Source organism: Microbacterium sp. USTB-Y (genome assembly GCF_023703415.1).
Taxonomy (GTDB): domain Bacteria; phylum Actinomycetota; class Actinomycetes; order Actinomycetales; family Microbacteriaceae; genus Microbacterium.
Genome location: NZ_JAGMTU010000001.1, coordinates 654,818 through 676,288, shown reverse-complemented (window position 1 = coordinate 676,288; position 21,471 = coordinate 654,818). Strand labels below are relative to the sequence as shown.

23 protein-coding genes and 2 tRNA genes are annotated in these 21,471 nt (G+C 71.7%); 14 read left to right on the top strand and 11 right to left on the bottom strand.

Translation table 11 applies throughout. The features are described 5' to 3' along the window. Positions 1–52 precede the first annotated feature (52 nt). Both J8G10_RS03170 and J8G10_RS03165 read left to right on the top strand, forming a co-directional pair. Complete coding sequence (locus tag J8G10_RS03170; protein WP_251439220.1) at positions 53–1,279, top strand: LCP family protein; 1,227 nt, start codon at positions 53–55, stop codon at positions 1,277–1,279. 249 nt (positions 1,280–1,528) lie between these two features. Next, positions 1,529–1,620: transfer RNA gene (locus J8G10_RS03165), tRNA-Ser, on the top strand. Positions 1,621–1,782: 162 nt separating this feature from the next. On the opposite strand, the gene J8G10_RS03160 is transcribed toward J8G10_RS03165, so the two are convergent. Then, complete coding sequence (locus J8G10_RS03160) at positions 1,783–2,166, bottom strand: MmcQ/YjbR family DNA-binding protein (RefSeq protein WP_251439218.1); 384 nt, start codon at positions 2,164–2,166, stop codon at positions 1,783–1,785. Between the two features lie 184 nt (positions 2,167–2,350). Between J8G10_RS03160 and J8G10_RS03155 the strand changes: the two genes are divergently transcribed. After that, positions 2,351–3,175, top strand: coding sequence for a sugar phosphate isomerase/epimerase (locus tag J8G10_RS03155; RefSeq protein WP_251439216.1), 825 nt, complete (start codon positions 2,351–2,353; stop codon positions 3,173–3,175). Continuing rightward, positions 3,172–4,296, top strand: a complete 1,125-nt coding sequence (locus tag J8G10_RS03150) for a Gfo/Idh/MocA family protein (protein WP_251439214.1) — start codon at positions 3,172–3,174, stop codon at positions 4,294–4,296. The genes J8G10_RS03155 and J8G10_RS03150 overlap by 4 nt, the downstream gene beginning before the upstream one ends. Positions 4,297–4,569: 273 nt before the next feature. Here the strand turns inward: J8G10_RS03150 and J8G10_RS03145 are convergent, their stop codons facing one another. Continuing rightward, on the bottom strand, positions 4,570–5,181 hold the full coding sequence (locus tag J8G10_RS03145; RefSeq protein ID WP_251439212.1) for a TetR/AcrR family transcriptional regulator: 612 nt from the start codon (positions 5,179–5,181) through the stop codon (positions 4,570–4,572). A 154-nt stretch (positions 5,182–5,335) separates the two neighbouring features. Here J8G10_RS03145 and J8G10_RS03140 point away from each other — a divergent pair, with 154 nt between their 5' ends. From J8G10_RS03140 to J8G10_RS03130, 3 genes are all read left to right on the top strand, one after another. Then, complete coding sequence (locus tag J8G10_RS03140; protein ID WP_251439210.1) at positions 5,336–5,545, top strand: DUF1653 domain-containing protein; 210 nt, start codon at positions 5,336–5,338, stop codon at positions 5,543–5,545. 62 nt (positions 5,546–5,607) lie between these two features. Continuing rightward, a complete protein-coding gene (locus tag J8G10_RS03135; RefSeq protein ID WP_251439208.1) occupies positions 5,608–6,021 on the top strand; it encodes a DUF1801 domain-containing protein in 414 nt (137 codons plus the stop codon). Between the two features lie 10 nt (positions 6,022–6,031). Next, entirely contained in the window at positions 6,032–6,838 is an 807-nt protein-coding gene (locus J8G10_RS03130; protein WP_251439206.1) for an isocitrate lyase/phosphoenolpyruvate mutase family protein, read from the top strand. Positions 6,839–6,859: 21 nt separating this feature from the next. On the opposite strand, the gene J8G10_RS03125 is transcribed toward J8G10_RS03130, so the two are convergent. From J8G10_RS03125 to J8G10_RS03115, 3 genes are read right to left on the bottom strand one after another with little or no spacing between them, the layout of a single operon-like run. After that, complete coding sequence (locus tag J8G10_RS03125) at positions 6,860–7,828, bottom strand: aldo/keto reductase (protein ID WP_251439204.1); 969 nt, start codon at positions 7,826–7,828, stop codon at positions 6,860–6,862. Further along, positions 7,825–8,202 (bottom strand): MerR family transcriptional regulator, encoded by a 378-nt coding sequence (locus tag J8G10_RS03120; RefSeq protein WP_251439202.1) that lies wholly within the window; start codon positions 8,200–8,202, stop codon positions 7,825–7,827. Before J8G10_RS03120 ends, J8G10_RS03125 begins: the two co-directional genes overlap by 4 nt. Positions 8,203–8,252: 50 nt before the next feature. Next, complete coding sequence (locus tag J8G10_RS03115; RefSeq protein WP_251439200.1) at positions 8,253–8,648, bottom strand: VOC family protein; 396 nt, start codon at positions 8,646–8,648, stop codon at positions 8,253–8,255. Positions 8,649–8,810: 162 nt separating this feature from the next. Between J8G10_RS03115 and J8G10_RS03110 the strand changes: the two genes are divergently transcribed. Continuing rightward, positions 8,811–9,899: an FUSC family protein gene (locus tag J8G10_RS03110; protein WP_251439198.1), complete on the top strand. Its 1,089-nt coding sequence runs from the start codon at positions 8,811–8,813 to the stop codon at positions 9,897–9,899. 16 nt (positions 9,900–9,915) lie between these two features. Here the strand turns inward: J8G10_RS03110 and J8G10_RS03105 are convergent, their stop codons facing one another. After that, a complete protein-coding gene (locus tag J8G10_RS03105; protein ID WP_251439196.1) occupies positions 9,916–10,935 on the bottom strand; it encodes a hydroxyacid dehydrogenase in 1,020 nt (339 codons plus the stop codon). 55 nt (positions 10,936–10,990) lie between these two features. Between J8G10_RS03105 and J8G10_RS03100 the strand changes: the two genes are divergently transcribed. Then, positions 10,991–12,991 (top strand): DUF2264 domain-containing protein, encoded by a 2,001-nt coding sequence (locus J8G10_RS03100; RefSeq protein ID WP_251439194.1) that lies wholly within the window; start codon positions 10,991–10,993, stop codon positions 12,989–12,991. A 27-nt stretch (positions 12,992–13,018) separates the two neighbouring features. Here the strand turns inward: J8G10_RS03100 and J8G10_RS03095 are convergent, their stop codons facing one another. From J8G10_RS03095 to J8G10_RS03085, 3 genes are all read right to left on the bottom strand, one after another. Beyond that, complete coding sequence (locus tag J8G10_RS03095; protein WP_251439384.1) at positions 13,019–13,849, bottom strand: VOC family protein; 831 nt, start codon at positions 13,847–13,849, stop codon at positions 13,019–13,021. A 94-nt stretch (positions 13,850–13,943) separates the two neighbouring features. Beyond that, complete coding sequence (locus tag J8G10_RS03090) at positions 13,944–15,218, bottom strand: alpha/beta fold hydrolase (RefSeq protein ID WP_251439191.1); 1,275 nt, start codon at positions 15,216–15,218, stop codon at positions 13,944–13,946. A 78-nt stretch (positions 15,219–15,296) separates the two neighbouring features. Further along, on the bottom strand, positions 15,297–16,034 hold the full coding sequence (locus J8G10_RS03085; RefSeq protein ID WP_251439189.1) for a FadR/GntR family transcriptional regulator: 738 nt from the start codon (positions 16,032–16,034) through the stop codon (positions 15,297–15,299). Positions 16,035–16,170: 136 nt separating this feature from the next. Here J8G10_RS03085 and J8G10_RS03080 point away from each other — a divergent pair, with 136 nt between their 5' ends. From J8G10_RS03080 to J8G10_RS03070, 3 genes are all read left to right on the top strand, one after another. Beyond that, on the top strand, positions 16,171–17,631 hold the full coding sequence (locus J8G10_RS03080; RefSeq protein WP_251439187.1) for a GntP family permease: 1,461 nt from the start codon (positions 16,171–16,173) through the stop codon (positions 17,629–17,631). Between the two features lie 14 nt (positions 17,632–17,645). Further along, a complete protein-coding gene (locus J8G10_RS03075; protein WP_251439184.1) occupies positions 17,646–18,176 on the top strand; it encodes a gluconokinase in 531 nt (176 codons plus the stop codon). A 103-nt stretch (positions 18,177–18,279) separates the two neighbouring features. After that, complete coding sequence (locus J8G10_RS03070) at positions 18,280–19,044, top strand: GntR family transcriptional regulator (RefSeq protein WP_251439182.1); 765 nt, start codon at positions 18,280–18,282, stop codon at positions 19,042–19,044. Between the two features lie 10 nt (positions 19,045–19,054). On the opposite strand, the gene J8G10_RS03065 is transcribed toward J8G10_RS03070, so the two are convergent. Beyond that, the gene (locus J8G10_RS03065) at positions 19,055–19,906 is read right to left on the bottom strand and encodes an SDR family oxidoreductase (protein WP_251439180.1); all 852 of its coding nucleotides are present in this window, start codon (positions 19,904–19,906) and stop codon (positions 19,055–19,057) included. 135 nt (positions 19,907–20,041) lie between these two features. On the opposite strand from J8G10_RS03065, the gene J8G10_RS03060 reads away from it, so the two are divergent. Next, complete coding sequence (locus J8G10_RS03060; protein WP_251439178.1) at positions 20,042–20,683, top strand: asparagine synthase; 642 nt, start codon at positions 20,042–20,044, stop codon at positions 20,681–20,683. 114 nt (positions 20,684–20,797) lie between these two features. Further along, positions 20,798–20,873: transfer RNA gene (locus J8G10_RS03055), tRNA-Arg, on the top strand. Here J8G10_RS03055 and J8G10_RS19630 read toward each other — a convergent pair. Beyond that, entirely contained in the window at positions 20,836–21,138 is a 303-nt protein-coding gene (locus J8G10_RS19630) for a helix-turn-helix transcriptional regulator (RefSeq protein WP_374208752.1), read from the bottom strand. The genes J8G10_RS03055 and J8G10_RS19630 overlap by 38 nt on opposite strands. Positions 21,139–21,471: the final 333 nt, after the last annotated feature.

Sequence of the window (21,471 nt, the reverse complement as noted above, 5' to 3'; positions counted from 1 at the left end):
CCGAGTGAGCGCGACGTCCCGAACCCGACGCCCCGTCGCCGGACACGGCCAGTTGAGCCGACCGAGCGCCTGGGGTCAGCTCCTGAAGATCCTCGGCATCGCGATGTCGGTCGTGCTCGTCTCGGGCCTCGGGGTCGCCGCCTACATCGGCTACGACCTGACCCACACCTACACCGCGAAGGCGGTGACGCTGGACGGCGAGAAGTCGGTGCCGCCGGATCTCGGGGCGATCAAGGGCGGCGTGAACATGCTGCTGGTCGGCAGCGACGCCTGCGAGGACGACTTCAAGGCCGAGTTCGGCGACCGATGCTCGGATCCCGAGAACGCCGGCGAGCGGAATGACACGAACCTGCTGCTGCACATCTCGGACAACCCGCGCCGTGTGACCGTCATCACCTTCCCCCGCGACCTCATGGTCCCGATCCCGTCCTGCGTCGACTCGGACGGGAACGACACCAGCCCCGCGTCGAAGCAGGCGATCAACACGACCCTCGAGCTCGGCGGCCCGAAGAACGGTCTGGCGTGCGTCGCCCGCACGGTCAGCAAGGTGTCCGGACTGGACATCCAGTTCGCGGCCAAGATCACCTGGGGCGGCGTGATGAAGGTCACCGACGCGATCGGCGGCGTCGACGTCTGCATCGCGAACGGCATGTCCGACCCCGACACCGGGTTGAACCTCGAGGCCGGCACGCACACGCTGCAGGGCTACTGGGCACTGCAGTTCCTGCGCACCCGCCACGGCGTCGGCGACGGAAGCGACCTCGGCCGCGGCAGCAACCAGCAGGTGTACATGTCGTCGCTCGCACGGAAGATGATGTCGGCCGAGGTGCTCACCAACCCCGGCACGCTGCTGAAGCTCGCGAACACGGTGATGTCGAACGTCACGCCCAGCACGAGCCTGACGAGCCCGACGCTGCTGGTGCAGATCGCGCTGGCGATGAAGGACGTCCCGCTCGACCAGATCAACTTCGTGAACTATCCGGTGTTCGCGGATCCGGACGACCCCAACAAGGTCGTGCCCGACTACGACAGCGCCGACAAGCTCTGGGCCGCGCTCGCCGCGAACGAGCAGATCCAGGTGACGGGGCAGCGCAACGACGCGGTCGTCTCTGCGACGCCGACGCCGACGGACCCCGCGACGACGGACCCGGCGACGACCGACCCGAACGCGACGCCGACCCCCGGCGCCACGGCGGGCCCGGTCCAGCTTCCGGAGAACATCGCCGGTCAGTCGGCCGCGCAGCAGACCTGCTCGAACGGCAACGGCTACTCGGGCTGATCCCGCCCTGCGCCCGCTCGGGGAGCCCGCTGGCCGGGCGCCCCGGGGAGTGTCGTGCCCGGTGACGTGACGATCTGCGCACCGTGTGACGATCGGCACACGTGCTGACGGGGATCCGTGTGCTGATCGTCACATCGCGTGCTGATCGTCACACGGTGCCCCTTCCTGAGGTCGCCCGCCCGCGCTCGGTTCGCGCCACCCCTGCGGACCCGTTAGGATGGTCCCTGGTGTTCGGCCCGCCGGACATCTGGAGACGTCGCATAGTCAGGCCTAGTGCACCACCCTGCTAAGGTGGAGTCCTCGCAAGGGGACCGAGGGTTCAAATCCCTCCGTCTCCGCCATGAAACCCCCGGATCTTCCCGGGGGTTTTGTCGTTGATCTGCGCCACGTCGGCCGTGCCGATCGGCGAGAAACCCGCAGGGCCGCTCGCCCGACGGCATTCGAGTCGGTGCTGGAGCGGAGAGACGCGGGATCCGTCGTATCGCGGAACGGACGCCGGCGATCTACCTGTCGTCGAACTCGCGGCGCAGATACCGGGGCGCCTGCACGCGCCAAGCCTCGGTCACGAGCTCGGCGAGATGATCGTCGTCGATCTCCCGCATCCGGAACGCGATCTTCGGTTCGCCCCACCGTGTCGTTCGGCCGAGGAACACGTCTGGCGCCATTTCGCGCAACGCGAGCGCATCGAGCTCGTCGGCGACCTTCACGCCGACCACGAGCTCGGAGGCGATGACCTCACGGAGGTCCTCCGAGATGCTCGGCCACGGAGAGCATTCCCATGCGAAGAGCTTGTTGCGGACGAACCAGGCGGCACCGCCGGTCGTCGTGCGCTCCTCGCTGCCGGGCAGAGGGGCGGCGACACGACGCAGATCATCGAGCGTGGCCATGCGTCGAGACTAGGCACCCCCTCGGACATGAACCGAATCGCCCGGGTCTCGTTCCGCTCGCGTGTGCGTGCGGCTCTCGGGGATCCGCTTCGAAAACCATTACCTCCACGTGGAGGTTTCTGCTACCCTGAGCGGACGGGCGAAGACCGCCCGCCCCGCAGAGAAGCAGACAAGGAAGGTCAACGTGGTCCTGCCAGAAGCATCGGTTCAGCTCTACACGCTCGCGGCGGAGTTCTCCGCCGACATGGGCGGATCCCTCGACAAGCTCGCCGCCATCGGGCTGCGCAACGTGGAGGCGTTCGACTTCGTGCGCCGGCCGGACGAGATCCGCGCCGCCCTCGACGCCTCCGGTCTCGCCTCGCCCACCGGGCACGCGCCGCTGCTTTCCGATGAGCTGTGGACGCCGGACGGATCCATTCCCACGCCGGCGCCGGAGATCGTCTTCGAGGCCGCCGCGAAGCTCGGCATGACCACGGTCATCGACCCGTTCGTGGCTCCGGAGCGCTGGTTCACGCTCGACGGGGTGACCGAGATCGCCGACCGGCTCAACGCCCTGGCCGACACCGCCGCCGGATTCGGCCTCGCCGTCGGCTACCACAACCACGCGCAGGAGTTCGTCGCCGACTTCGACGGACAGAGCGCCTACGAGCGCTTCGTCGCCCTCACCGACGAGCGCGTGGCGCTCGAGCTCGACCTGTACTGGGCCCTCGTCGGCGGACAGGACGTGCCTGGTCTCGTCTCGCGTCTGGGCGACCGTCTCGTCGCCGTGCACGTCAAGGACGGCGTCGCCCCCGAGGCCAACCCGTTCGCCCCGGGTGCCGGCGAGTTCGGCTCGGACAGCCTCGACCAGCGTCACGCGGGCACCGGCGACGTGCCGCTCGCCGACGCCCTGCGCGCGGCATCCGCCGTGCAGTACGCGATCATCGAGTACGACAACGCCCCTGGCGACGTCTTCGCCGACATCGCGGCGAGCTACGCGTTCCTCACCGAGGGCGGTTTCGCCCGATGAGCGCGGTCGGGATCGGCGTCATCGGCGTCGGCGTCATCAGCGACACCTACCTGGAGAACCTCGGGCGGTTCCCCGACACCGAGGTGCTCATCGTGGGCGACCTGCTGCTCGACCGGGCGCAGGCACAGGCCGAGAAGTACGGGGTGCCGGCGTTCGGATCCGCCGATGACGTCCTCGCGCATCCGGGCGTGGATCTGGTGATCAACCTCACCATCCCCGCCGTGCACATTGAGGTGTCGCGGGCGGCCATCGCCGCCGGCAAGCACGTCTGGACGGAGAAGCCGCTCGGTCTCGACCGCGAGGGCGCGGCCGAGCTGCTGCGCGAGGCCGCGGCCGCAGGGCTGCGGGTCGGCTCGGCACCGGACACGCTGCTCGGCCCAGGGTTCCAGGCCGCCCGGCGGGCGATCGAGAGCGGAGTGATCGGCCGTCCCCTGTTCGCGCAGACGGCCTTCCAGACGCAGGGCCCCGACCTGTGGCACCCGAGCCCCGCGTTCCTCTTCGCCGAGGGCGCCGGCCCGCTGCTCGACATGGGGCCGTACTACTTCTCGGCGCTCGTCAGCCTGCTCGGGCCCGTGGAGAGCGTGGCCGCGGTCGGTACCAAGGCGCGCGAGGAGCGTGAGATCCGGACGGGTCCGAACGCGGGAACCCTGTTCCCCGTGGAGGTTCCGTCGACGATCCAGATCGTCACCGCCTTCGAGCAGGGCGCGCAGGCGCAGAGCCTGCTGAGCTTCGACTCCGCGCTGGAGCGCCACGGCGTCGTCGAGATCCACGGCACCGAGGGCACCATCGTCATCCCGGACCCGAACATGTTCACCGGGCGGATCGCGTATGTGAAGCCGCTCGGCGTGCTGCGGGACGGCATGTCCTTCGAGCAGGAGTGGATCGAGATCTCGCACGAGGACATCGAGATCGGCCGAGGGCTCGGCGCGCTGGACATGGTGCGCGCGATCGCCGCGGGCCGCCCGCACGTCGCGTCGGGCGAGCTCGGCTTCCACGTGCTCGACGTGCTGCTCTCCGCCCAGGAGTCCGCGCGCACGGGCCGCACGGTCGCGGTCGAGAGCACCGTGGGCCCCGTGCCGCTGCTGCCCGAGGGCTTCGACCCGTTCGCGTCCACCCTCTGACGCGGTGGGGCGGCGTGCCGATCGCCGCCGCCCCGCCACGGCTGCCGGGATCCGGGGCTCCAGTCTGTGCGCGAGTCCCGGATCCGCCGGCCTCTGCCCGGTTCCGGTCGGCGCCGCGCGCACAATTCAGGCTGGACGACCGTCGGTGCCGGCCAGAGCCGCATGTTTCCGTGCCGACGTGCTGCCCCGGCCTGAGGGCAGCCTGAGTTGCGCACGGCGACCCGATGCGACATCGTCGGCACGGCTTCTGGATCAGCCGGTGAGACGGTCGCGTCAGCCGGTGACGCCTCCGGACAGCAGGCGGTCGAGCAGGTCGAGAGCCGCCTCGTGATCGACGGTGTCGTCGAGCAGCCACTGGGTCTGCAGGCCGTCGGATGCGGCGATCACGAGAGCGGCGACGAGATCCGGATCCAGGTCGGCGCGCAGTGCGCCCGAGGACTGGAGGATCTGCACCTGCTCCGCCATCGTCGTGCGCAGCCGGCTGAAGCGCTGCGTGATGAACTCCTGCGCGGCGCCGTGCGAGTCCTCGAGCGCCGTCGAGACGAGCGTCGAGTACAGCTGCACGAGACCGGGGATGCTGCGATTGCGCTCCGCCGCGGTGCGCATCGACCGCGCTGGACTGGCCTCCGGCGCGATCGGATGCGTCGCGTCCGTCGCGGTCTCCGAGGCGCGGTACACCTCGACCAGCAGCTCTTCCAGGGATCCGAAGTAGTGCGTCAGCGCCGCGTGCGTGACGCCGACCTCCTGCGCGATCGCGCGCAGGCTGGTCTTCTGCGAGCCCCGTCGCGCGAACACCTCGATCGCCTTGTCGAGGATCTCCTGGCGGCGGGCGATGCCCTTGCGATAGCGGCCGGTGCTGCGGGGCGCTGCGGAGGAATCGGCCATCACCCGATGATACCGACGGACCCTCCGGCCGCCCGAGCTGGTGCGGCCCGCGCCGACGTGGGAGGCTCTCTGATCGGACCTCGTGATCGCCGCCGGCGCCACGGGGAGGTCGCCGGGCGGACCGGCGCAGGACTCGGCGGAGGGATGTGCGCACATGTCGGTCGCACCGGGGATCTACCAGCACTTCAAGGGCGCCCGCTACGAGGTGATCGCCGTCGGGCGGCACAGCGAGACCGAGGAGCAGCTGGTCTTCTACCGCAAGCTCTACGACGACTACAGCCACTGGGCGCGGCCGCTCGCCATGTTCGAGGAGCACGTCGACCGCGACGGCTACAGCGGGCCGAGGTTCATGCGGATCGCCTGAGCCGCCTGCTCTGATCGTGCGACGGCCTGTGCGATGTCGGCGCCGTGCACCATGATGGCACCATGGCCGAGATCAAGACCCAGCCCACGACGGCCGACGTCACGGCGTTCCTCGAGGCGGCGACGCCCGAGCGGCGCCGCCTCGACGGCCTGGCCCTCGCCGAGATCTTCGGCGAGGCGACCGGCGCCGAGCCCGTGCTGTGGGGGCCGACCATGGTCGGCTACGGCACCTACCGCTATCGCGGCGCGAGCAGCGAGGGCGACTGGCCGAAGGTCGCGTTCTCGCCCCGCAAGGCGCAGCTCTCCCTCTACGGACTGAAGGATCTGCCCGAGGGAGCCGCGCTGCTGCCGAGCCTCGGGACCTTCACGGAGGGTCGCGGCTGCGTCTACGTGCGCAAGCTCGATGACATCGACCTCGACGTGCTGCGCCGGCTCATCGCGATCGCGTGGAGCCGTGGCGACGACCCCGAGCGCTGACGGAGACCTCATGACCGAAGACCGGGCATCCGCGTTCCTCGCCCTCCACCACGGCGACGGCTTCGTGCTGCCGAACGCCTGGGATCCGGGATCCGCGCGGATCCTCGCCCAGCTCGGCTTCGCTGCGATCGCGACCACCAGCGCGGGAATCGCCTGGTCGCTCGGCATCCCGGACGGGGGAGCGCTCGACCTCGACACGATGCTCGCCCACACGGCCGCGATCGCCGCGGCGGTCGACCTGCCCGTGTCGGCCGACCTCGAGGCGGGCTACGGGGACACCCCGGAGCAGGTGGGCCGCACCGTCGCCCTGGCTCGCGGCGCCGGAGTGGTCGGCGCCAACCTCGAGGATGCCGCGGGAGGAGCGCTGTTCGGGATCGACGAGGCGGCCGACCGGATCGCCGCGGCGCGGGACGCGGCGCCCCGGGGCGCGTTCGTGCTCAACGCCCGCACCGACGCCTACTTCGTGCCGGGCGTCCACGACCCGTTCGCCGAGACCGTCGCCCGGGCGCAGCGCTTCGTCGAGGCGGGCGCGGACTGCGTGTTCGTGCCCGGGGTAAACGACGAGGGGACCATCGGCCGTCTGGCCGCGGAGATCCCCGTCCCGCTCAACATCGTGGCGGGACTCGCCGCGCACGTCGTCCCGGTGTCGCAGCTCTTCGCCCTCGGCGTCCGGCGGGTGAGCCTGGGCGGCAGCCTCGCCCGCGCCGCCCTCACCGCCCTGGAACGCGCGGGGCGTGAGCTGCTCGACACCGGCACGCTCGGCTTCCTCGACGGAGCCCTGCCCTACGCCGAGGTGCAGCGCCGGTTCGCCGGCTGACGGCGAACCGGCGCCCGGCGCTCAGCGTCCGATGCTCGACATGTCGGCGTAGCGGTCGCCCGCGGCGGACGGAAGCGCCCCGAGTGCCGTGATCTGCTCCGGGGTGAGCACGAGCGCGTCCGCCGCGACGTTCTCCTCGAGGCGGGAGACGCGCTTCGTCCCGGGGATCGGCGCGATGTCGTCGCCCTGGGCGAGCACCCAGGCGAGGGCGACCTGGGCAGGCGTCGCATCGAGCTCGGCGGCCACCCCTTCGACGGCCTCGACGATCCGCAGGTTGGCCTCGAGGTTCTCTCCGGAGAAGCGCGGGTTGCTCCGGCGGAAGTCGCCCGCGTCCAGGGCGTCGGCGGAGCGGATCGCACCGGTGAGGAACCCCCGCCCGAGCGGCGAGTACGGCACGAGGCCGATGCCCAGCTCGCGGAGCACCGGCAGCAGCTGCTCGGCGGGCTCCCGGGTCCACAGCGAGTACTCGGTCTCCAGCGCGGTGACCGGGTGCACCGCGTGCGCACGGCGGAGCGTCTCCTCTCCGGCTTCGGAGAGCCCGTAGTGCAGGATCTTCCCCTCGGCGACGAGCTCGGCCAGAGCCCCCACGGTCTCCTCGATCGGCGTCTGCGGATCCATCCGGTGCTGATAGTAGAGATCGATCCGGTCGGTGCCGAGGCGCTGCAGCGATCCCTCGACCGAGCGGCGCACGTTCTCCGGGCGGCCGTCGAGCCGTCGGCCGCCGTCCGCCCCCGCGAGGATGCCGAACTTCGTGGCGATGACGACGCCGTCGCGCCGGCCTGCGAGCGCACGGCCGACGAGAACCTCGTTCGTGTGCGGGCCGTACATCTCCGCCGTGTCGAGCATGGTGACGCCGAGGTCGAGCGCCCGGTGGATGGTGCGGATGGACTCGGCCTCGTCCGTGTTCGCGCCGGAGTAGAAGGCCGACATCCCCATGCAGCCGAGGCCGAGCCGGCCGACGGAGAGGGTGCCGAGTGTCGCGTGCTTCATGAGAGCCTTTCGGAGTAGAGGGCGATCTTGAGGTCGATGGCGCCGAGGGCGTCGTCCAGCTCCGCTCGCCGGGCCAGCACCGTCTCACGGTGCTCGCGCAGCAGATCGAGCCGGGCCGCGCTCGTGCCGTCGCCGGCACGGGCGAGCTCGACGTAGCGGCGCAGTGTCGCGATCGGCATGGCGGTGGAGCGGAGTTTGCGGAGGAACCCGAGCCAGGCGATGTCGCCGTCGGTGTATCGGCGGCGATCGGATGACACGCGGTCGAGGGGCGTCAGCAGGAGCCCCTCGCGCTCGTAGTAGCGCAGGGTGTGCGCCGTCAGCCCGAGCTCGTGCGCGGCCTCGGAGATCGAGCGCGTCGTGATGGTTTCCGGCATGAGCCCCACGCTACGACTTCGAGTGCACTCGAAGTCAAGACGAGGCGGCGTCAGCCGGCGGCGAGCACCGACAGCACGTTGCCGGCCGGGTCGGTGAACCAGGCGATGTCCGGGCCGCGGCCGGGGGCGCCGTGCGCGATGCCCTTCGCGTCGGTGCCGAAATCCGGATCCGTGTAGATCTTGGTGACCACGCCCCGGGCGTTGAGGTCGTCCACGGCCGCCTCGACGTCATCGACGGGGAAGTTCAGGATCGTGAAGCTCGCGGGCGTGTGGTTCGGCTTGGCGTAGACCAGGATGGATCCGCCCTGCGGCAGCCGGATGTCGAGGAAGCCCATCGCGTTGGTCGTCACCTCCAGACCGAGGGTGTCGCCGTAGAAGGCGCGGGCGGCGTCGATGTCGTCGACGCTGAAGCCGCTGAACGCGTGCGTGGTCTGGAAGCCGGTCATGGCTCCAGCATGCGCCCGCACGAGTCGTGCGTCCAGGCCCGGCGTCCGTCCGCGCGGAACCGCTCCGGATCGACGACGGTCGGGCGCGGGCCGATCCGGTCCAGTACCGTGTCCTGTGTGACTTCGGGAGGATCGGCGGCGCCCGCAGAGGGTCCCGACCGGATGAGCGAGGACGAGGCGCTCTCCGAAGAAGGCCACCTCCGGGTCTGGTTCCGAAGCCTCGTGACGCTCGCGCCGGCCCCTTCGCCGCGCTGGTCGATCGCGCTGCAGGCGGCGCTCTCGATGTTCCTCCCCCTCGGGCTCTTCACCGCTCTGGGCCGCGGCGATCTCGGTCTGCAGGCTGCGGGCGGCGCCTTCGTGGCGACCTACCTCACCGCGGTGGCGCCGGCGACGAGGGCCCGTGCGCTCCCCGTTCTCGGGCTGGCGCTGGTGGCCTGCGCCGCGGCGGGCGTCGCCCTCGCCCCCGTCCCGCTTCTCGCGGCGATCGGACTGGTCGTGGTGACGCTCGTGATCTCCGTGCTGCACTTCGGCTTCCGGCTCGGAGCCCCGGGACCCGTGTTCTTCGTGCTCGCCTATGGCATCGCCACGCACGTGACGGCGGTCGTCGACGGCCGCAGGCACGCGGATCCGCTGCTGTTCCTCATCGCCCTGACGACCGGCGTCGCGATCACCTGCGCCACGGCCGCGGTCTTCGTGCTGGTGCGGCGCGTCGCACGACCGGGGTCCGAGCGGATCGGGCAGTCGATCGAGGGGAGCTTCGCCCTGGGGCCCGACTCGCGCGCGCTGCTCGTGCGCGTGATCGTGGTCGCGGCGATCGGAACGCTGCTCAGCCTGCTGCTCGTGGACGCGGAGCGCGCCTACTGGGCGGTGTGCGCCGGGGTGGCGGTGATCGGCGTGAACGCGGGGCGCCGGGTGGCGTTCATCCGCGGAAGCCAGCGCCTGGTCGGCACCGTGGTGGGAGCGGGCCTCTTCGCCGCCCTCGCCGCGCTGCCCCTGCCCGGGTTTGCGCTGCCCGTCCTGTTCGGCGCGCTGCAGTTCGGCGCCGAGCTCTTCGTGATCCGCAACTACGCGCTCGCCCTCGTCTTCATCACACCGCTCGTGCTGCTGCTGATCGTCTCCACCTCGCCCGCGGGCGGTGCCGGCACGCCCGGCGCCCTCATCGCGGAGCGGGTGGTGGACACGCTCGTCGGCGCGACGCTGGGCGCGCTCTCCGGTTTCGTGCACCCGCGGGCGGACGCCCGGCGCGGCTGAGCAGCCGCTCAGGCGCTCAGGCGCTCAGGCGCAGGCTCTCGGCCGTGATCTCCTCGTGCAGCGGCCGCCCCGCGGCGAAGCGCTCCAGCTCGTCGAGGGCCGCCTCGGTCAGCCGATGCAGCTCATTGCCGAGGGAGCCGGCCAGGTGCGGGGTGACCATGACGTTCGGCAGGCCGTACAGCCCCGAGTCCTCGGGCAGCGGCTCGGGATCGGTCACGTCGAGGATCGCATTGAGGCGGCCGGCGGCGCACTCGCGCACCAGCGCCTCCGTGTCGATGAGGCTGCCGCGGGCGGTGTTGATCACGGTGGCGTGGTCGGGCAGCGCGGACAGCTCGCGCGCGGAGATCATGCGCCGGGTCGAGGGGAGCTCGGGGGCGTGCAGGGAGAGCACGTCCACGCGGGGGAGGAGTTCCTCCAGCGGGACGGGGCGACCGCCGGCGGCGCGCACCTCGTCCGGGTCCGCGAACGGATCCGCCACGAGCACCGTGACCGCGCTGAGCTGCTGCGCCAGTGCGACGACGCGGCGCCCGATGCGGCTGAAGCCGACGACGCCGATCGTCACGCCGAAGTTGCCGAGCCCGCCGAAGCGCGTCAGCGCGGCGTCCCCGTCTCGTCGGGGATCCCTGCCCGCGGCGAGGAAGGGCGCCTTCTTCCCGGCGAGGACGATCGCGGCCAGCGTGAACTCCGCGACCGGCGCCGCGTTCACCTCGGCGACCGCCGCGACGCGGACTCCGCGGCGCCAGAGCTCCTCTGTGACGTGCGGGCGGACGGATCCCGCGCTGTGCAGCATCGCCCGCAGCCGCGGCATCCGATCCAGGCGACCCGCGGTGAGCTGCGGGGCTCCCCAGCCGGTGAGCAGCACCTCGACGCCGGCGAGGCGCTCGCCGAGCGCCGGGTCGTCCAGATCCTCGACGAAGAGCGGTTCCGGCACGCGGGCCAGCGTGCGCAGCCGGGAGAGTTGCTCTTCGCCGAACTGGTTGCCGAACGCCTCTCGGGACATGACGACGAGCGCTTCAGGACGGTGGACGTCGGGCATTCGGATCCGTTCTCTCGCCTGCCGTGGTGCGTGGGAAAGCGTATACCCTGAGCGGGTGACCGACTTCGACCCCGCCCGTCCCGTGCTGCCCCCGGAGGACCGCGTCCTGTCGCCGCACACCGGCTGGACCCGCGCGCACTGGGCGGGGGTGGCCGACCATCTGCTGCTGTCGCTGCGGCCGTACTTCACGCCGACGCGCAGTCAGGTGCGGCTGCCCGGCCCGACCAGCAGCAGCGGCGCCGACAGCGATGGCCTCGAGGGCTTCGCGCGATCGTTCCTGCTGTTCGCCTTCCGGTTCGCCGGCGAGCGCGGCACCGACCCGCACGGCTTCCTGGACTGGTACCGGGACGGACTCGTCGCCGGCACGGATCCGGCGAATCCGGAGCGGTGGATCCTGCCCGCCGCGCAGCCGCAGGCCCAGGTCGAGGCGGCCTCCATCGCCCTCGGGCTGCAGCTCACGCGCCCCTGGCTGTGGGACGCCCTCGACGCGGCGGCGCAGCAGCGCATCGTGGACTGGCTCGCGCTGAATCCGGTGCGCGGGTACCCCGACAACAACTGGCTGTGGTTCCGGATCACGGTCGAGACGTTCCTCGCCTCCGTCGACGGGCCGCACGATCCCGACCGGATCGCGGCCGATCTCGCCCGCATCGAGGACTACTTCCAGACCGACGGCTGGTGGGCCGACGGTGCTCTGCGCAACTACGACTACTACTGCGGCTGGGCGATGCACCTCTACCCGCTGCTCTGGGCCGGATCCGAGGGTTCGGCCGCGTTCGGATCCGGAGCCCTCGCGCCGGTGTTCCGCTCCCGGCTGGCCGATTTCCTCGACGACTACGTCGCGCTCATCGGGGCGGACGGCATGCCGGTGCTGCAGGGGCGCAGCCTCATCTACCGGTTCGCGACCGCGGCGCCGCTGTGGATGGGCGCTCTGTCGGGCGCCGCGCGGCAGTCTCCGGGCTTGCTGCGTCGCGCCGCCTCGGGCGAGCTGCGCGCCTTCGTCGAACGCGGGGCGATCGGCGAGCGGGGGCTGCTCACGATGGGCCTGTTCGGCGAATGGCCGGCGATGGCGCAGAGCTACTCCGGCGCGGGATCGCCCTACTGGGCGTCGAAGGGCTTCCTCGGGCTGCTGCTCCCGGCCGACCACCCGGTCTGGACCGCGGTCGAGGAGCCGCTGCCGATCGAGCAGGACGACGTGCGCCGGGTGATCCGGGCGGCGGGCTGGATCGTCAGCGGCACGGTCTCGGACGGCATCGTGCGGGTGATCAACCACGGCTCCGACCACGCCCTCGAGGGCGATCGCACGGGCGACTCGGCACTCTACGGCCGATTCGGGTACTCCAGCGCGACGCTCCCGCCGCTCACCGGGGCGACGATCGACGACCCGGCCGACAGCATGGTGGGGGCGCTCGATGCGGCGGGACGTTCGACGCACCGCACGGGTTTCGCGCGCGGGCCGATCGGCGACGACGGGACGGCGGCCTACGCCGTTTCCGTGGCCGACGCGCACTGGGTGGACTCGAGCGTCGGCGGGCCGGCGTACGACCACGGGGCGGGACGCGCGGGCCTCGTCACCGACGGCCCCCTGCTCGCGACCGCGAGCGTCGTGCGCGGCTCCTGGGAGGTGCGTGCGACCCGGCGTCTCGCCCGCAGCGGCGCGTCCGCGCAGCCGGTCCCGCTGCGGCTGAGCGGGTGGCCGCTGGCCGGGGCGACCGCCGCGACGGCGGAGATCGAGGCGGGAGCGGTAGCGGCGGAGCTCGACGGCCTGCGCTCGGAGCTGCGGATCCTGCCCTCCGCCGGAGACGATTCGACGATCGCGCGGTCGGCCGCGTCGGTGCACGTCGAGACCGGCACCTCGCCGATCGGGGAGGTCGTCACCGTTCCCCGCGTGGACGTGGCCGGGGTCGCCGAGGGCGACGTCGTCCTGGCGGCGGTGCGCCTGGGGCGCGGGGAGGACCCCGTTCCGAGCGCGGCGATCGCGCCCGCATCGGACGACGCGGTCACGGTGTGCGTGACGTGGCCGGACGGGGCGATCTCGGCGGTGCGCCTGGACGGGTGATCCGGGGCGATCGCCCCCGGCGGCGGGTCAGCCCGGGGTCGTGAGCCGGATCTCGTTCGCCCAGGGGTCTTCGAACGCGAGCGAACGGCCGTCGTCGCGCATCGCGACGCCGTAGTGCTCCATGCGCTCTGCGACGGATCCGATGTCGTCCGCGTCGGGGAGCATGATCTCGACGCGGCCGAGCCCCAGTGCCGGGGTGCGCCGTGAGGCGCCCGCGCTGTTCCAGGTGTTCATCGCCATGTGGTGGTGATAGCCGCCGGCGCTGACGAACAGGGCGGATCCGCCGAGCTCCGCCGTGGTCTCGAACCCGAGGCGCCGCACGTAGAACTCGCGGGCGGACTCGACGTCGCCCACCGAGAGGTGCACGTGCCCGACGACCGCGCCGCCGATCACCGGATCCGCGGTCGCCTCCTCGGTGAGGTGCTCGTCGAGGAAGCCGTTCGGATCCAGGTACAGCGTGTCCATCTCGACCTGACCGTGCGTCCAGCTCCACTGCGTGCGGTCGCGATCCCAGTACAGCTCGACGCCGTTGCCCTCGGGGTCGGTGAAGTAGAACGCCTGGCTCACGAGATGGTCGGCGCTGCCGGTGAACGTGCCAGGCGCACGCCGGGCGACCGAGTACAGCGCGGCGGCGAGGGCCCGCGGCGATTCGAAGAGGATCGCGGTGTGGAACAGCCCGGCCGAACGCGGTGCCGCGTGCTTCAGGGCGGGGCTGTGCTCCAGGATCACCACCGGCGTCGTGCCGCGGCCCAGCACGACCCGGTCGCCGTCGGCCGAGAGCACGCGCAGCGTCACGGCGTCGCGGTAGTAGGCGGTCATGGCGTCGAGGTCGGCGACGAGCAGCGTCACCGCGCCCATCGCGGTGTCGGCGGAGAGCAGGTCGGAGCGGGATGCGGGCACGTTGTATGCAACCGAATGGACCTGGGATCCATTCCTGCCCCGCCGGATCGGGTCACGAGCGCAGCGCGGCCTCCCAGCGGGTGCCCGCGTGGAGCAGCCGGGGCAGTCCCGCCACCAGCCCGCGCCGGGGCAGGGCGCTCATCAGCGCGCTCTCGTCGGGGAGCCGGCGCTGTTCACCGCGGCTCAGGCGCTGCAGTGCGTGCAGCAGCGCGAGCGGGTGGGACTCCAGTGCGCTGTGCCCGTTGTCGATCTCGACGAGCACCGTGTCGGGCGCCGTCTCGGCGACGCGCTGCGCGACCGCGGCCGGCGTGCGCAGGTCGCGGGTGCCGCTGAGCAGCACCGTCGGCCAGTCGAAGCCCGCGGCCGCGGACGGCAGGTCGAACGGCTCACCGGCGAAGCGCGGGAAGCGATCCGCCACGGGTGCGTAGGTGAGTGAGGGGTCGAGGGCGGAGCCGTCGGGATCCGGGCCGAAGCCGAGCTCGCGGAATGCGATCGCACCGACGAGGTCGAACTCGTAGAACCCGGGCACGTGGGCCTCCGATTCCGCCTTGTCGACGTACGCCTCCAGCGCCGCCCACACCGAGGCATGCCCCGAGCCGCCCCGGCCCGCGCGATCGCCGCGGCCCGTCCGATGCGCCCCGTGGAGCCGCTGCCGCAGCAGGGGCTCGAGCAGCTCGGTGCCGCCGAGCTCGTAGGCCGCCCGGAGCACCCCGAGCAGGAGGCGCGGATCCGATCCGTCCTCGAGCAGTTCGCGCACCGAGGCGGCGATCCGCGTGTCCGCCTCGACGAACAGGCCGCGGATCATCGCCCGCTCGGCGTCGCGATCCGCGACGGACTGCAGGGCCGAGTCGAGGAGCATGCCGGCGACACGCTCCGGATGGCGCGCCCCGAAGGCCGCGGCCACGTAGCTGCCGTAGGAGGAGCCGCTGAGGAAGGCGCGGGAGACGCCCTCCTGATCCAGCACCGCCGCCAGGTCGTCGACGACATCGACGACGTGCATCGCTGACAGCGGCAGGCTGCGCCCGTCCAGGTCGGCCCGGGAGAGCCCGACGCCGCGGTGCTCCATCATGATGACGTCGAGCCCGCGCTGCGCGGCCTCGCGCCGGAAGCGGCGGTAGGGGAGCACGGAGCCCAGCCCGGGGCCGCCGGGGATCACGACGATCGGGACGTCCGCGTGCGGGCCGCTGCGCACGTAGGCGACGTCGAAGGCCGGCGCGGCCGACGTCGCGGGCCGGCGCACCCGGCGCACGCCCCGGACCGGGGCGGCGAGCAGTCGCGGCAGCGCGCTCGCCGCGCGGTGCTGCGTGGTGCCGGCCGCTCTGGTCATGGCTCGATTATGCGCGCCCGCGGGTAGGCGGGCGCTGGCGAGCGGCTATCAGCCCGATGAAGAAGGCGCTCCGACGTCTCAGCGATCCGAGGGCCGGTGGCCGGGTGAGGCCATCGCCCCGACGGCGTCGTCGGCCTCGGCGACGATCGCTGCCATCGCCGCAGCCGCCGCGTCGGGATCGCGGGCGGTGATCGCGGCGGCGACGTCCTGGTGCAGGCGCAGGGCCGTCTGGTCCGCCTGCCGGGGCATGAGCGCATGCGCGGTCCGGCCGTGCAGGAGTGCCGCGACCACCTCGGCGAGCCCGGCGAGGTACGGGTTGCGGGAGCCGCGCAGCACGGCGGCGTGGAAGTCGACGTCATGCTGCAGGTAGGCGGACTCGTCGGCGCGGTCGCCGTGCTCGACCATGCCGAGCACGGCCTTCACGAGGGCGGCGCGCTGCGCGGGATCCGCCTGGGTCGCGGCGAGCCGGGCCGCGAGCGGCTCGATCGCGGAGCGCAGCTGGCTCAGCTCGTGCAGGGCGCGGAGCCGATCGGATCCGTCGAGTCGCCAGCGCAGCACCTCGGGGGCGTAGGCGCTCCAGCGCTCGACGGGCAGCACCTCGACGCCCGCGCGGCGCCGCACCTCGACCATGCCCATGGTCTCGAGCACGCGCACCACCTCGCGCATGGCGGAGCGGGAGACGCCGAGCTCGGCGGCGACGTCGGCGGTCAGCAGTCGCATGCCCTGCGGCAGCTCGCCCTCCACGATGCGCATGCCGATCGTGTCGAGCAGCCGGTGGTGCTGCGCGGAGGCGGCCTCGCGGGTTCCCTCACTCATGCCTCCCATTATGGCGTTCGTCGGGCAAAAGATCCGATGTCTCCGAGGAAACAGGGCATATTGCAGCAAGACTCTTGATTAAGTCCTACTTATCCCGTACGCTGAGGCGAAATCCTCCGCCAGACCAAGGAAGCTCATGGCCATGTCGACTCTGCTCGCGTCCGTTCCCGGAGCCCTCGTCTCCGCCGCCGACCCGGTGCCGCCCACGACCACCGCCCCCGAGGGGGTGCTCATCCTCGCAGCCCTGGTGGGCATCGCGACGATCGTGGTGCTCATCACCTGGGTGAAGCTGCATCCGTTCCTCTCGCTCGTGATCGGTGCGATCGTCACCGGCCTCGTCGCCGGCATGTCCGCGACGCAGACGGTCACGAGCTTCTCCAACGGCTTCGGCTCGACCGCCGGCGGCGTCGGCGTGCTCATCGCCCTCGGTGCGATCTACGGCAAGCTCCTCGCCGACTCCGGCGGGGCGGACCGCGTCGTGGACACCCTGATCTCGCGGGCGAGCACCGCGGCCCTGCCCTGGGTGATGGGCCTCGTCGGCGCCCTCATCGGCCTGCCGATGTTCTTCGAGGTCGGACTCGTGCTGCTCGTGCCCGTGATCATCCTGGTCGCGCGCCGCTCCGGGGTGTCGCTCATCAAGATCGCGATCCCCACGCTCGCCGGCCTCTCCGCGATGCACGGCCTGGTGCCCCCGCACCCCGGCCCCCTCGCCGCGATCAGCCTGATCGGCGCCAACCTCGGCCTCACGCTCGCCTTCGGCGTGCTCATCGCGATCCCCACCGTCATCATCGCCGGCCCGCTGTTCGGCCGTCTCGCCGCCCGCTGGGTGGATGTGCCGGTGCCCGCGCTGTTCCAGACCGCGGAGGACGAGGCGCAGCCCGGCGACACCGCGGCGGTCCAGGCCCGCAAGCGCCCGAGCTTCGGTGCGACGCTGTTCAGCATCCTGCTTCCGGTGTTCCTCATGCTGCTGTCCGCGATCGTCGACATCGTCGCGCCGAACGACACCTCGGCGTTCAAGGGCATCGTCGACTTCCTCGGCAAGCCGATGATCGCGCTGCTCATCGCCGTGCTCGTCGGCATGGTCGTGCTGGGCCGCGGCGGCGGCATGAGCGCCGGCCAGGTCGGCGCCTCGGTCTCGTCCTCGCTTCCGGCGATCGCCGGGATCCTGCTCATCGTGGGCGCCGGCGGCGGTTTCAAGCAGGTGCTCGTCGACTCCACGATCGGCACGGTCATCGCCCACGCGATCTCGGGGATCGGCGGATCCTTGCCGATCGTGCTGTTCTTCGCATGGCTCGTCGCGGTGCTGATCCGCATCGCCACCGGATCCGCCACGGTCGCCACGATCACGGCCGCCGGCATCCTGCAGCCGCTCGTGCACGACCTCGGCCTGTCGTCCGCCGGCTCCGCGCTGCTGGTGCTCGCGATCGGCGCCGGATCCGTCTTCCTCTCGCACGTCAACGACGCCGGGTTCTGGCTCATCAAGGAGTACTTCGGCCTCAGCATCCCGCAGACGCTCAAGTCCTGGACGGTCATGGAGTGCCTGATCTCTGTGGTCGGCCTCGCCGGCGCGATGCTCATCGGCGTGTTCGTCGGCTGAGCGGGGAGCGGATCATGACGACGAAGACGACATCGAGGATCCTCGTGGTGATGGGGGTGTCCGGGTCCGGCAAGAGCACCCTCGCGGGGCTCCTGGCCGGGCGGCTGGGCTGGGCGCTGCAGGAGGGCGACGATCTGCACCCCGCGGCGAACGTCGCGAAGATGGAGGCGGGGATCCCGCTCACCGACGACGACCGCTGGCCCTGGCTCGCACTGATCCGCGACTGGATCTCGGCCCGGATCGCGGCGGGCGAGTCCGGGATCGTCACCTGCTCGGCCCTGCGCCGCAGCTACCGGGACATCCTCGCGCTCCCCGGCGTCGAGTTCGTGCACCTGGAGGGCACCCGGCACGATCTCGCCGAGCGCCTCGGCCGCCGGCTCGGGCACTTCATGCCGGCCTCGCTGCTGGACTCGCAGCTGGAGACCCTGGAACCGCTGGGCCCCGACGAGGCCGGCTTCGTCGTCGACGCCGCGCTGCCGGCCCAGGAGGCGGTGCAGCAGGTGCTGGACTGGCTCGATTCGCACGGCGTTCCGACCGGACGGTGAACGCAGGGGCGGGGTGTCGCGGGAGCGCGGCGCCCCGCCCCTGCTTCTCGGCGGACTCGGCCCGGCACCTTGCGGCATTCGGCGACGGTGCCACAATGTCCCCATGGGGAACGCGGCGAGCGTCGAACTGGAATCGGCGAGGGTGGTGCGACTGCTGCGCGACTCGATCCTGTCGGGGCAGCGCCGCTCCGGCGATCGCCTGATCGAGCGCGACATCGCCGATGAGCTCGCGGTGAGCCGGCTGCCGGTGCGGGAGGCGATCCGCCAGCTGCTCAGCGAAGGACTGCTCACCGCCCGTCCGCGATCGTGGGCGGTGGTGCGGCAGTTCACCGAAGCGGATGTGCGCGACATCGCGCAGGTGCGGGACGTGCTCGAGGTGCTCGTGTTCGAGATCGCCGCCCTGCGTCACGATTCCGACGGCCTGGCCAAGGTCGAGGCGGCGCTGGACCGCGAGTTCGCGGCCGCGGGCATCGGCGACGCTGCGGCGGCGCACACGGCGGGGGCGGAGTTCCACCTGATCATGGCCGAGCTCGCCGAGAACGCGACGGTCAACGAGATCCTCGGGATGATGCGCGGGCGGCTCCTGCTGCTGTTCCGGGAGCATGACGACCTCCTGGCGATGGCCGAGGACCATGCGCGCATCTTCGAGTCGTTCGCGGCGCGGGACACGGCCACCCTGCGCCTGCGCGTCCAGCGTCACCTGCGGGCGGGCACCGCGAACGCGCTGCGCAAGCTCGTCGAGTACGACAGGGAGACCACCGCGATCCGCGAGCGGGCGGCCGCAGGGCGTGAGCGCACCTCCGGCGACGAGGTCGTCGCCGTGCGCGACATCTCCCCGGCGGACGGCGTCCCCGTCGCCGGGGAATGAGCGCGTCCGGTCAGCGGGGCGACATCGGGGTGGTGGTGTCGATCGCCTCGCGCAGCGGGTTCCGCATCGGACCCCAGTAGCGCACCGGAGCCAGCCGCACCAGGGCGTCGACCAGGCGGGTCTCCCGCCCGATCAGGGTGCGCGGACGGCGCTGCAGGGTCGCGCGGACGATGCGCTCGGCCGCCTCGGCGGGCTCCATGTGGTACATCGATGCCTGGGCGGCGGCGGCGCGGCCGGCCACCCCCGGATCGATCGCGGCCGCGTAGCGTCCGTGCAGGATGATGCCGGTGCGGACGCCGGCGGGATAGACGGCGCCCACCGTGACCGACGAGCCCTCGAGCTCGTGCATGAGCGCCTCGGAGAAGGCGCGCACGGCGAACTTCGACATCGCGTACGGGATCCGCCCGCCCGGGGAGGCGAGCGCGTAGATGCTCGCGATGTGGGTGACGTGCGCCGCCGGTGCGCGCCGCAACGACGGCAGGAGCGCCTTGGTGATCGACACCGTGCCCCAGAGGTTGATGTCCATCAGCCAGCGCATCTCCTCCATCGTGAGCTGGTCGAGGGATCCGAGCATCGAGGACCCGGCGCAGGTGACGAGCGTCTGCAGTTCGGGGTGCGCCGCCTCGATCTCCGCGCCCGCGGCGGCCACCGCGTCGTCGTCGCGCAGATCGAGCGGGTGCACCGACACGTCGGCCCCGGTCGTGCGCAGTTCGTCGGCAAGTTGCTGCAGGCCCGCGCGGTCGCGGTCGATGAGCGCGAGACGGGCGCCGCGGCGCGCGAGCGCGCGCGCGACTTCGGCGCCGATGCCGTTGGCAGCGCCGGTGATCGCACCGCTGCGGCCTGATGGGTCGAGAACGGGCAACGCTCCTCCTACGGGCTGCGCCCTCGCCTGCGTCGTCGCATGCGTCGGGTGGGCGCAACACTGCTCCCATCCTGCCCCATGGCCCTGCTCTTGCGGAACGGGAACCGGTACGCTCGAAGGGAGGAGGAGGTCGGAGTGGGAAAGAGCGCTGACGCCATCGCCGAGGGCGTGGCGATCGCCACGTCCGCCGCCCGTCTGACCGTCAAGAACCACATCCTCGTGGGCACGATCGCTCAGGGCGGCTCGTTCGACGTCGCCAAGTACATGAACGACGCGCACGAGGCGCTGCTCGCCCTCGCGACCGAGGCGGAGGAGGCGGCCGACCTCGCCAACACGATGCGCAAGCGCGCTCATGGCCGGTACTCGGATCCCCACGGCACCCACGACTATCGCGATCGCGACGTGCGCAATCTGAAGAAGCGGGCCAAGCAGTCCTCCGCCGTGGCCGACCGGCTGCGCGAGATGGCCGACGATCCCGAGGCGCTGCGGTTCCTGGTCGAGGCGGCGCGCGCCGCGGCGTGGAGCGACGTGGCGGGCAACCTGCAGAGCAGGCTCTCGGTCGAGGCGATGCGTCCGGACGAGGATCCCGACTACGAGACCATGCGCGAGGCGCGGATGCAGGCCCTGCGCCTGGTCGACCTGCAGGCGCTGGCGTCGGATCAGCGCGCCAGGAAGAAGAACCGCGAGAAGGCCGACAAGGCGGTGGAGAAGGCGGGCAAGGCCGCCGCGAAGGCGGCGGAGCGCGAGGAGAAGCGCGCCGCCAAGCAGCTGCGCTGAGGTGCGCCACGCCCGGGCGATCCGCTCGGGGGGCGCTCGATTCGCGTTCCGGCCCGCGTCTGGGGTATTGTTGACGAGGCCCGCGAGAGCGGGCGGTCTTGTGAAAGACCGGATGCGCCTGTAGCTCAATGGATAGAGCATCTGACTACGGATCAGAAGGTTGGGGGTTCGAGTCCCTCCAGGCGCACCACACCAGAAAGCCCCGCTTCGGCGGGGCTTTCGTCGTTAACCCCCACGGCGTCAACGAGCGGCTGGAGGGGCTGGCCGGTGATGCGCGCCCAGGCGACGACCTGCGAGAAGTTCGGTTCGCGGGTGCCCCGCTCCCATGCGCTGATCGTCGGACGCGATGCGCCGACGCGCTTACCCATCTGCACCTGGTCCAGGCCTGCCATCTGACGGTAGAGCGCCAGCGTGCCGCCGAGACCGAGGGTGCCGTTCAACGTGATCGTGGTCATGACGTCAGCCTAGCCTGACATTTGAATCAGAAACAAGACACGCCGGTATCAATCCGATTCGCATGCATCGCAATGCACGAATGTGATCGACATGCATCAGAACCGATTCAGGCGAATCACGAACCGCATCCGGGACTCATCACGGACCCCGCAAGGGGATAACCACATACGCGGCTAGGACGCACCACACGACCCCGGGGGAACGGGGCGAGACCCGGGAAGCCTGTAGCCCGTCACCACGTAGGACCGCGAGCAGCAGGAGCGCGACTAAAGGCAGGCCCCGGCGCGCACCCCCGAACTCATCCTGACTGCACATACCGGCACTGGCCGGGC

Excerpts from the sequence above, each read along its gene's own strand:
- J8G10_RS03160 (WP_251439218.1), bottom strand. The coding sequence starts at position 2,166 with ATGGCCACGCTCGATGATCTGCGTCGTGTCGCCGCCCCTCTGCCCGGC.
- J8G10_RS03150 (WP_251439214.1), top strand. The coding sequence starts at position 3,172 with ATGAGCGCGGTCGGGATCGGCGTCATCGGCGTCGGCGTCATCAGCGAC.
- J8G10_RS03145 (WP_251439212.1), bottom strand. The coding sequence starts at position 5,181 with ATGGCCGATTCCTCCGCAGCGCCCCGCAGCACCGGCCGCTATCGCAAG.
- J8G10_RS03140 (WP_251439210.1), top strand. The coding sequence starts at position 5,336 with ATGTCGGTCGCACCGGGGATCTACCAGCACTTCAAGGGCGCCCGCTAC.
- J8G10_RS03135 (WP_251439208.1), top strand. The coding sequence starts at position 5,608 with ATGGCCGAGATCAAGACCCAGCCCACGACGGCCGACGTCACGGCGTTC.
- J8G10_RS03130 (WP_251439206.1), top strand. The coding sequence starts at position 6,032 with ATGACCGAAGACCGGGCATCCGCGTTCCTCGCCCTCCACCACGGCGAC.
- J8G10_RS03125 (WP_251439204.1), bottom strand. The coding sequence starts at position 7,828 with ATGAAGCACGCGACACTCGGCACCCTCTCCGTCGGCCGGCTCGGCCTC.
- J8G10_RS03120 (WP_251439202.1), bottom strand. The coding sequence starts at position 8,202 with ATGCCGGAAACCATCACGACGCGCTCGATCTCCGAGGCCGCGCACGAG.
- J8G10_RS03115 (WP_251439200.1), bottom strand. The coding sequence starts at position 8,648 with ATGACCGGCTTCCAGACCACGCACGCGTTCAGCGGCTTCAGCGTCGAC.
- J8G10_RS03110 (WP_251439198.1), top strand. The coding sequence starts at position 8,811 with ATGAGCGAGGACGAGGCGCTCTCCGAAGAAGGCCACCTCCGGGTCTGG.
- J8G10_RS03105 (WP_251439196.1), bottom strand. The coding sequence starts at position 10,935 with ATGCCCGACGTCCACCGTCCTGAAGCGCTCGTCGTCATGTCCCGAGAG.
- J8G10_RS03095 (WP_251439384.1), bottom strand. The coding sequence starts at position 13,849 with ATGGGCGCGGTGACGCTGCTCGTCGCCGACCTCGACGCCATGACCGCC.
- J8G10_RS03090 (WP_251439191.1), bottom strand. The coding sequence starts at position 15,218 with ATGACCAGAGCGGCCGGCACCACGCAGCACCGCGCGGCGAGCGCGCTG.
- J8G10_RS03085 (WP_251439189.1), bottom strand. The coding sequence starts at position 16,034 with ATGAGTGAGGGAACCCGCGAGGCCGCCTCCGCGCAGCACCACCGGCTG.
- J8G10_RS03080 (WP_251439187.1), top strand. The coding sequence starts at position 16,171 with ATGGCCATGTCGACTCTGCTCGCGTCCGTTCCCGGAGCCCTCGTCTCC.
- J8G10_RS03075 (WP_251439184.1), top strand. The coding sequence starts at position 17,646 with ATGACGACGAAGACGACATCGAGGATCCTCGTGGTGATGGGGGTGTCC.
- J8G10_RS03070 (WP_251439182.1), top strand. The coding sequence starts at position 18,280 with ATGGGGAACGCGGCGAGCGTCGAACTGGAATCGGCGAGGGTGGTGCGA.
- J8G10_RS19630 (WP_374208752.1), bottom strand. The coding sequence starts at position 21,138 with ATGACCACGATCACGTTGAACGGCACCCTCGGTCTCGGCGGCACGCTG.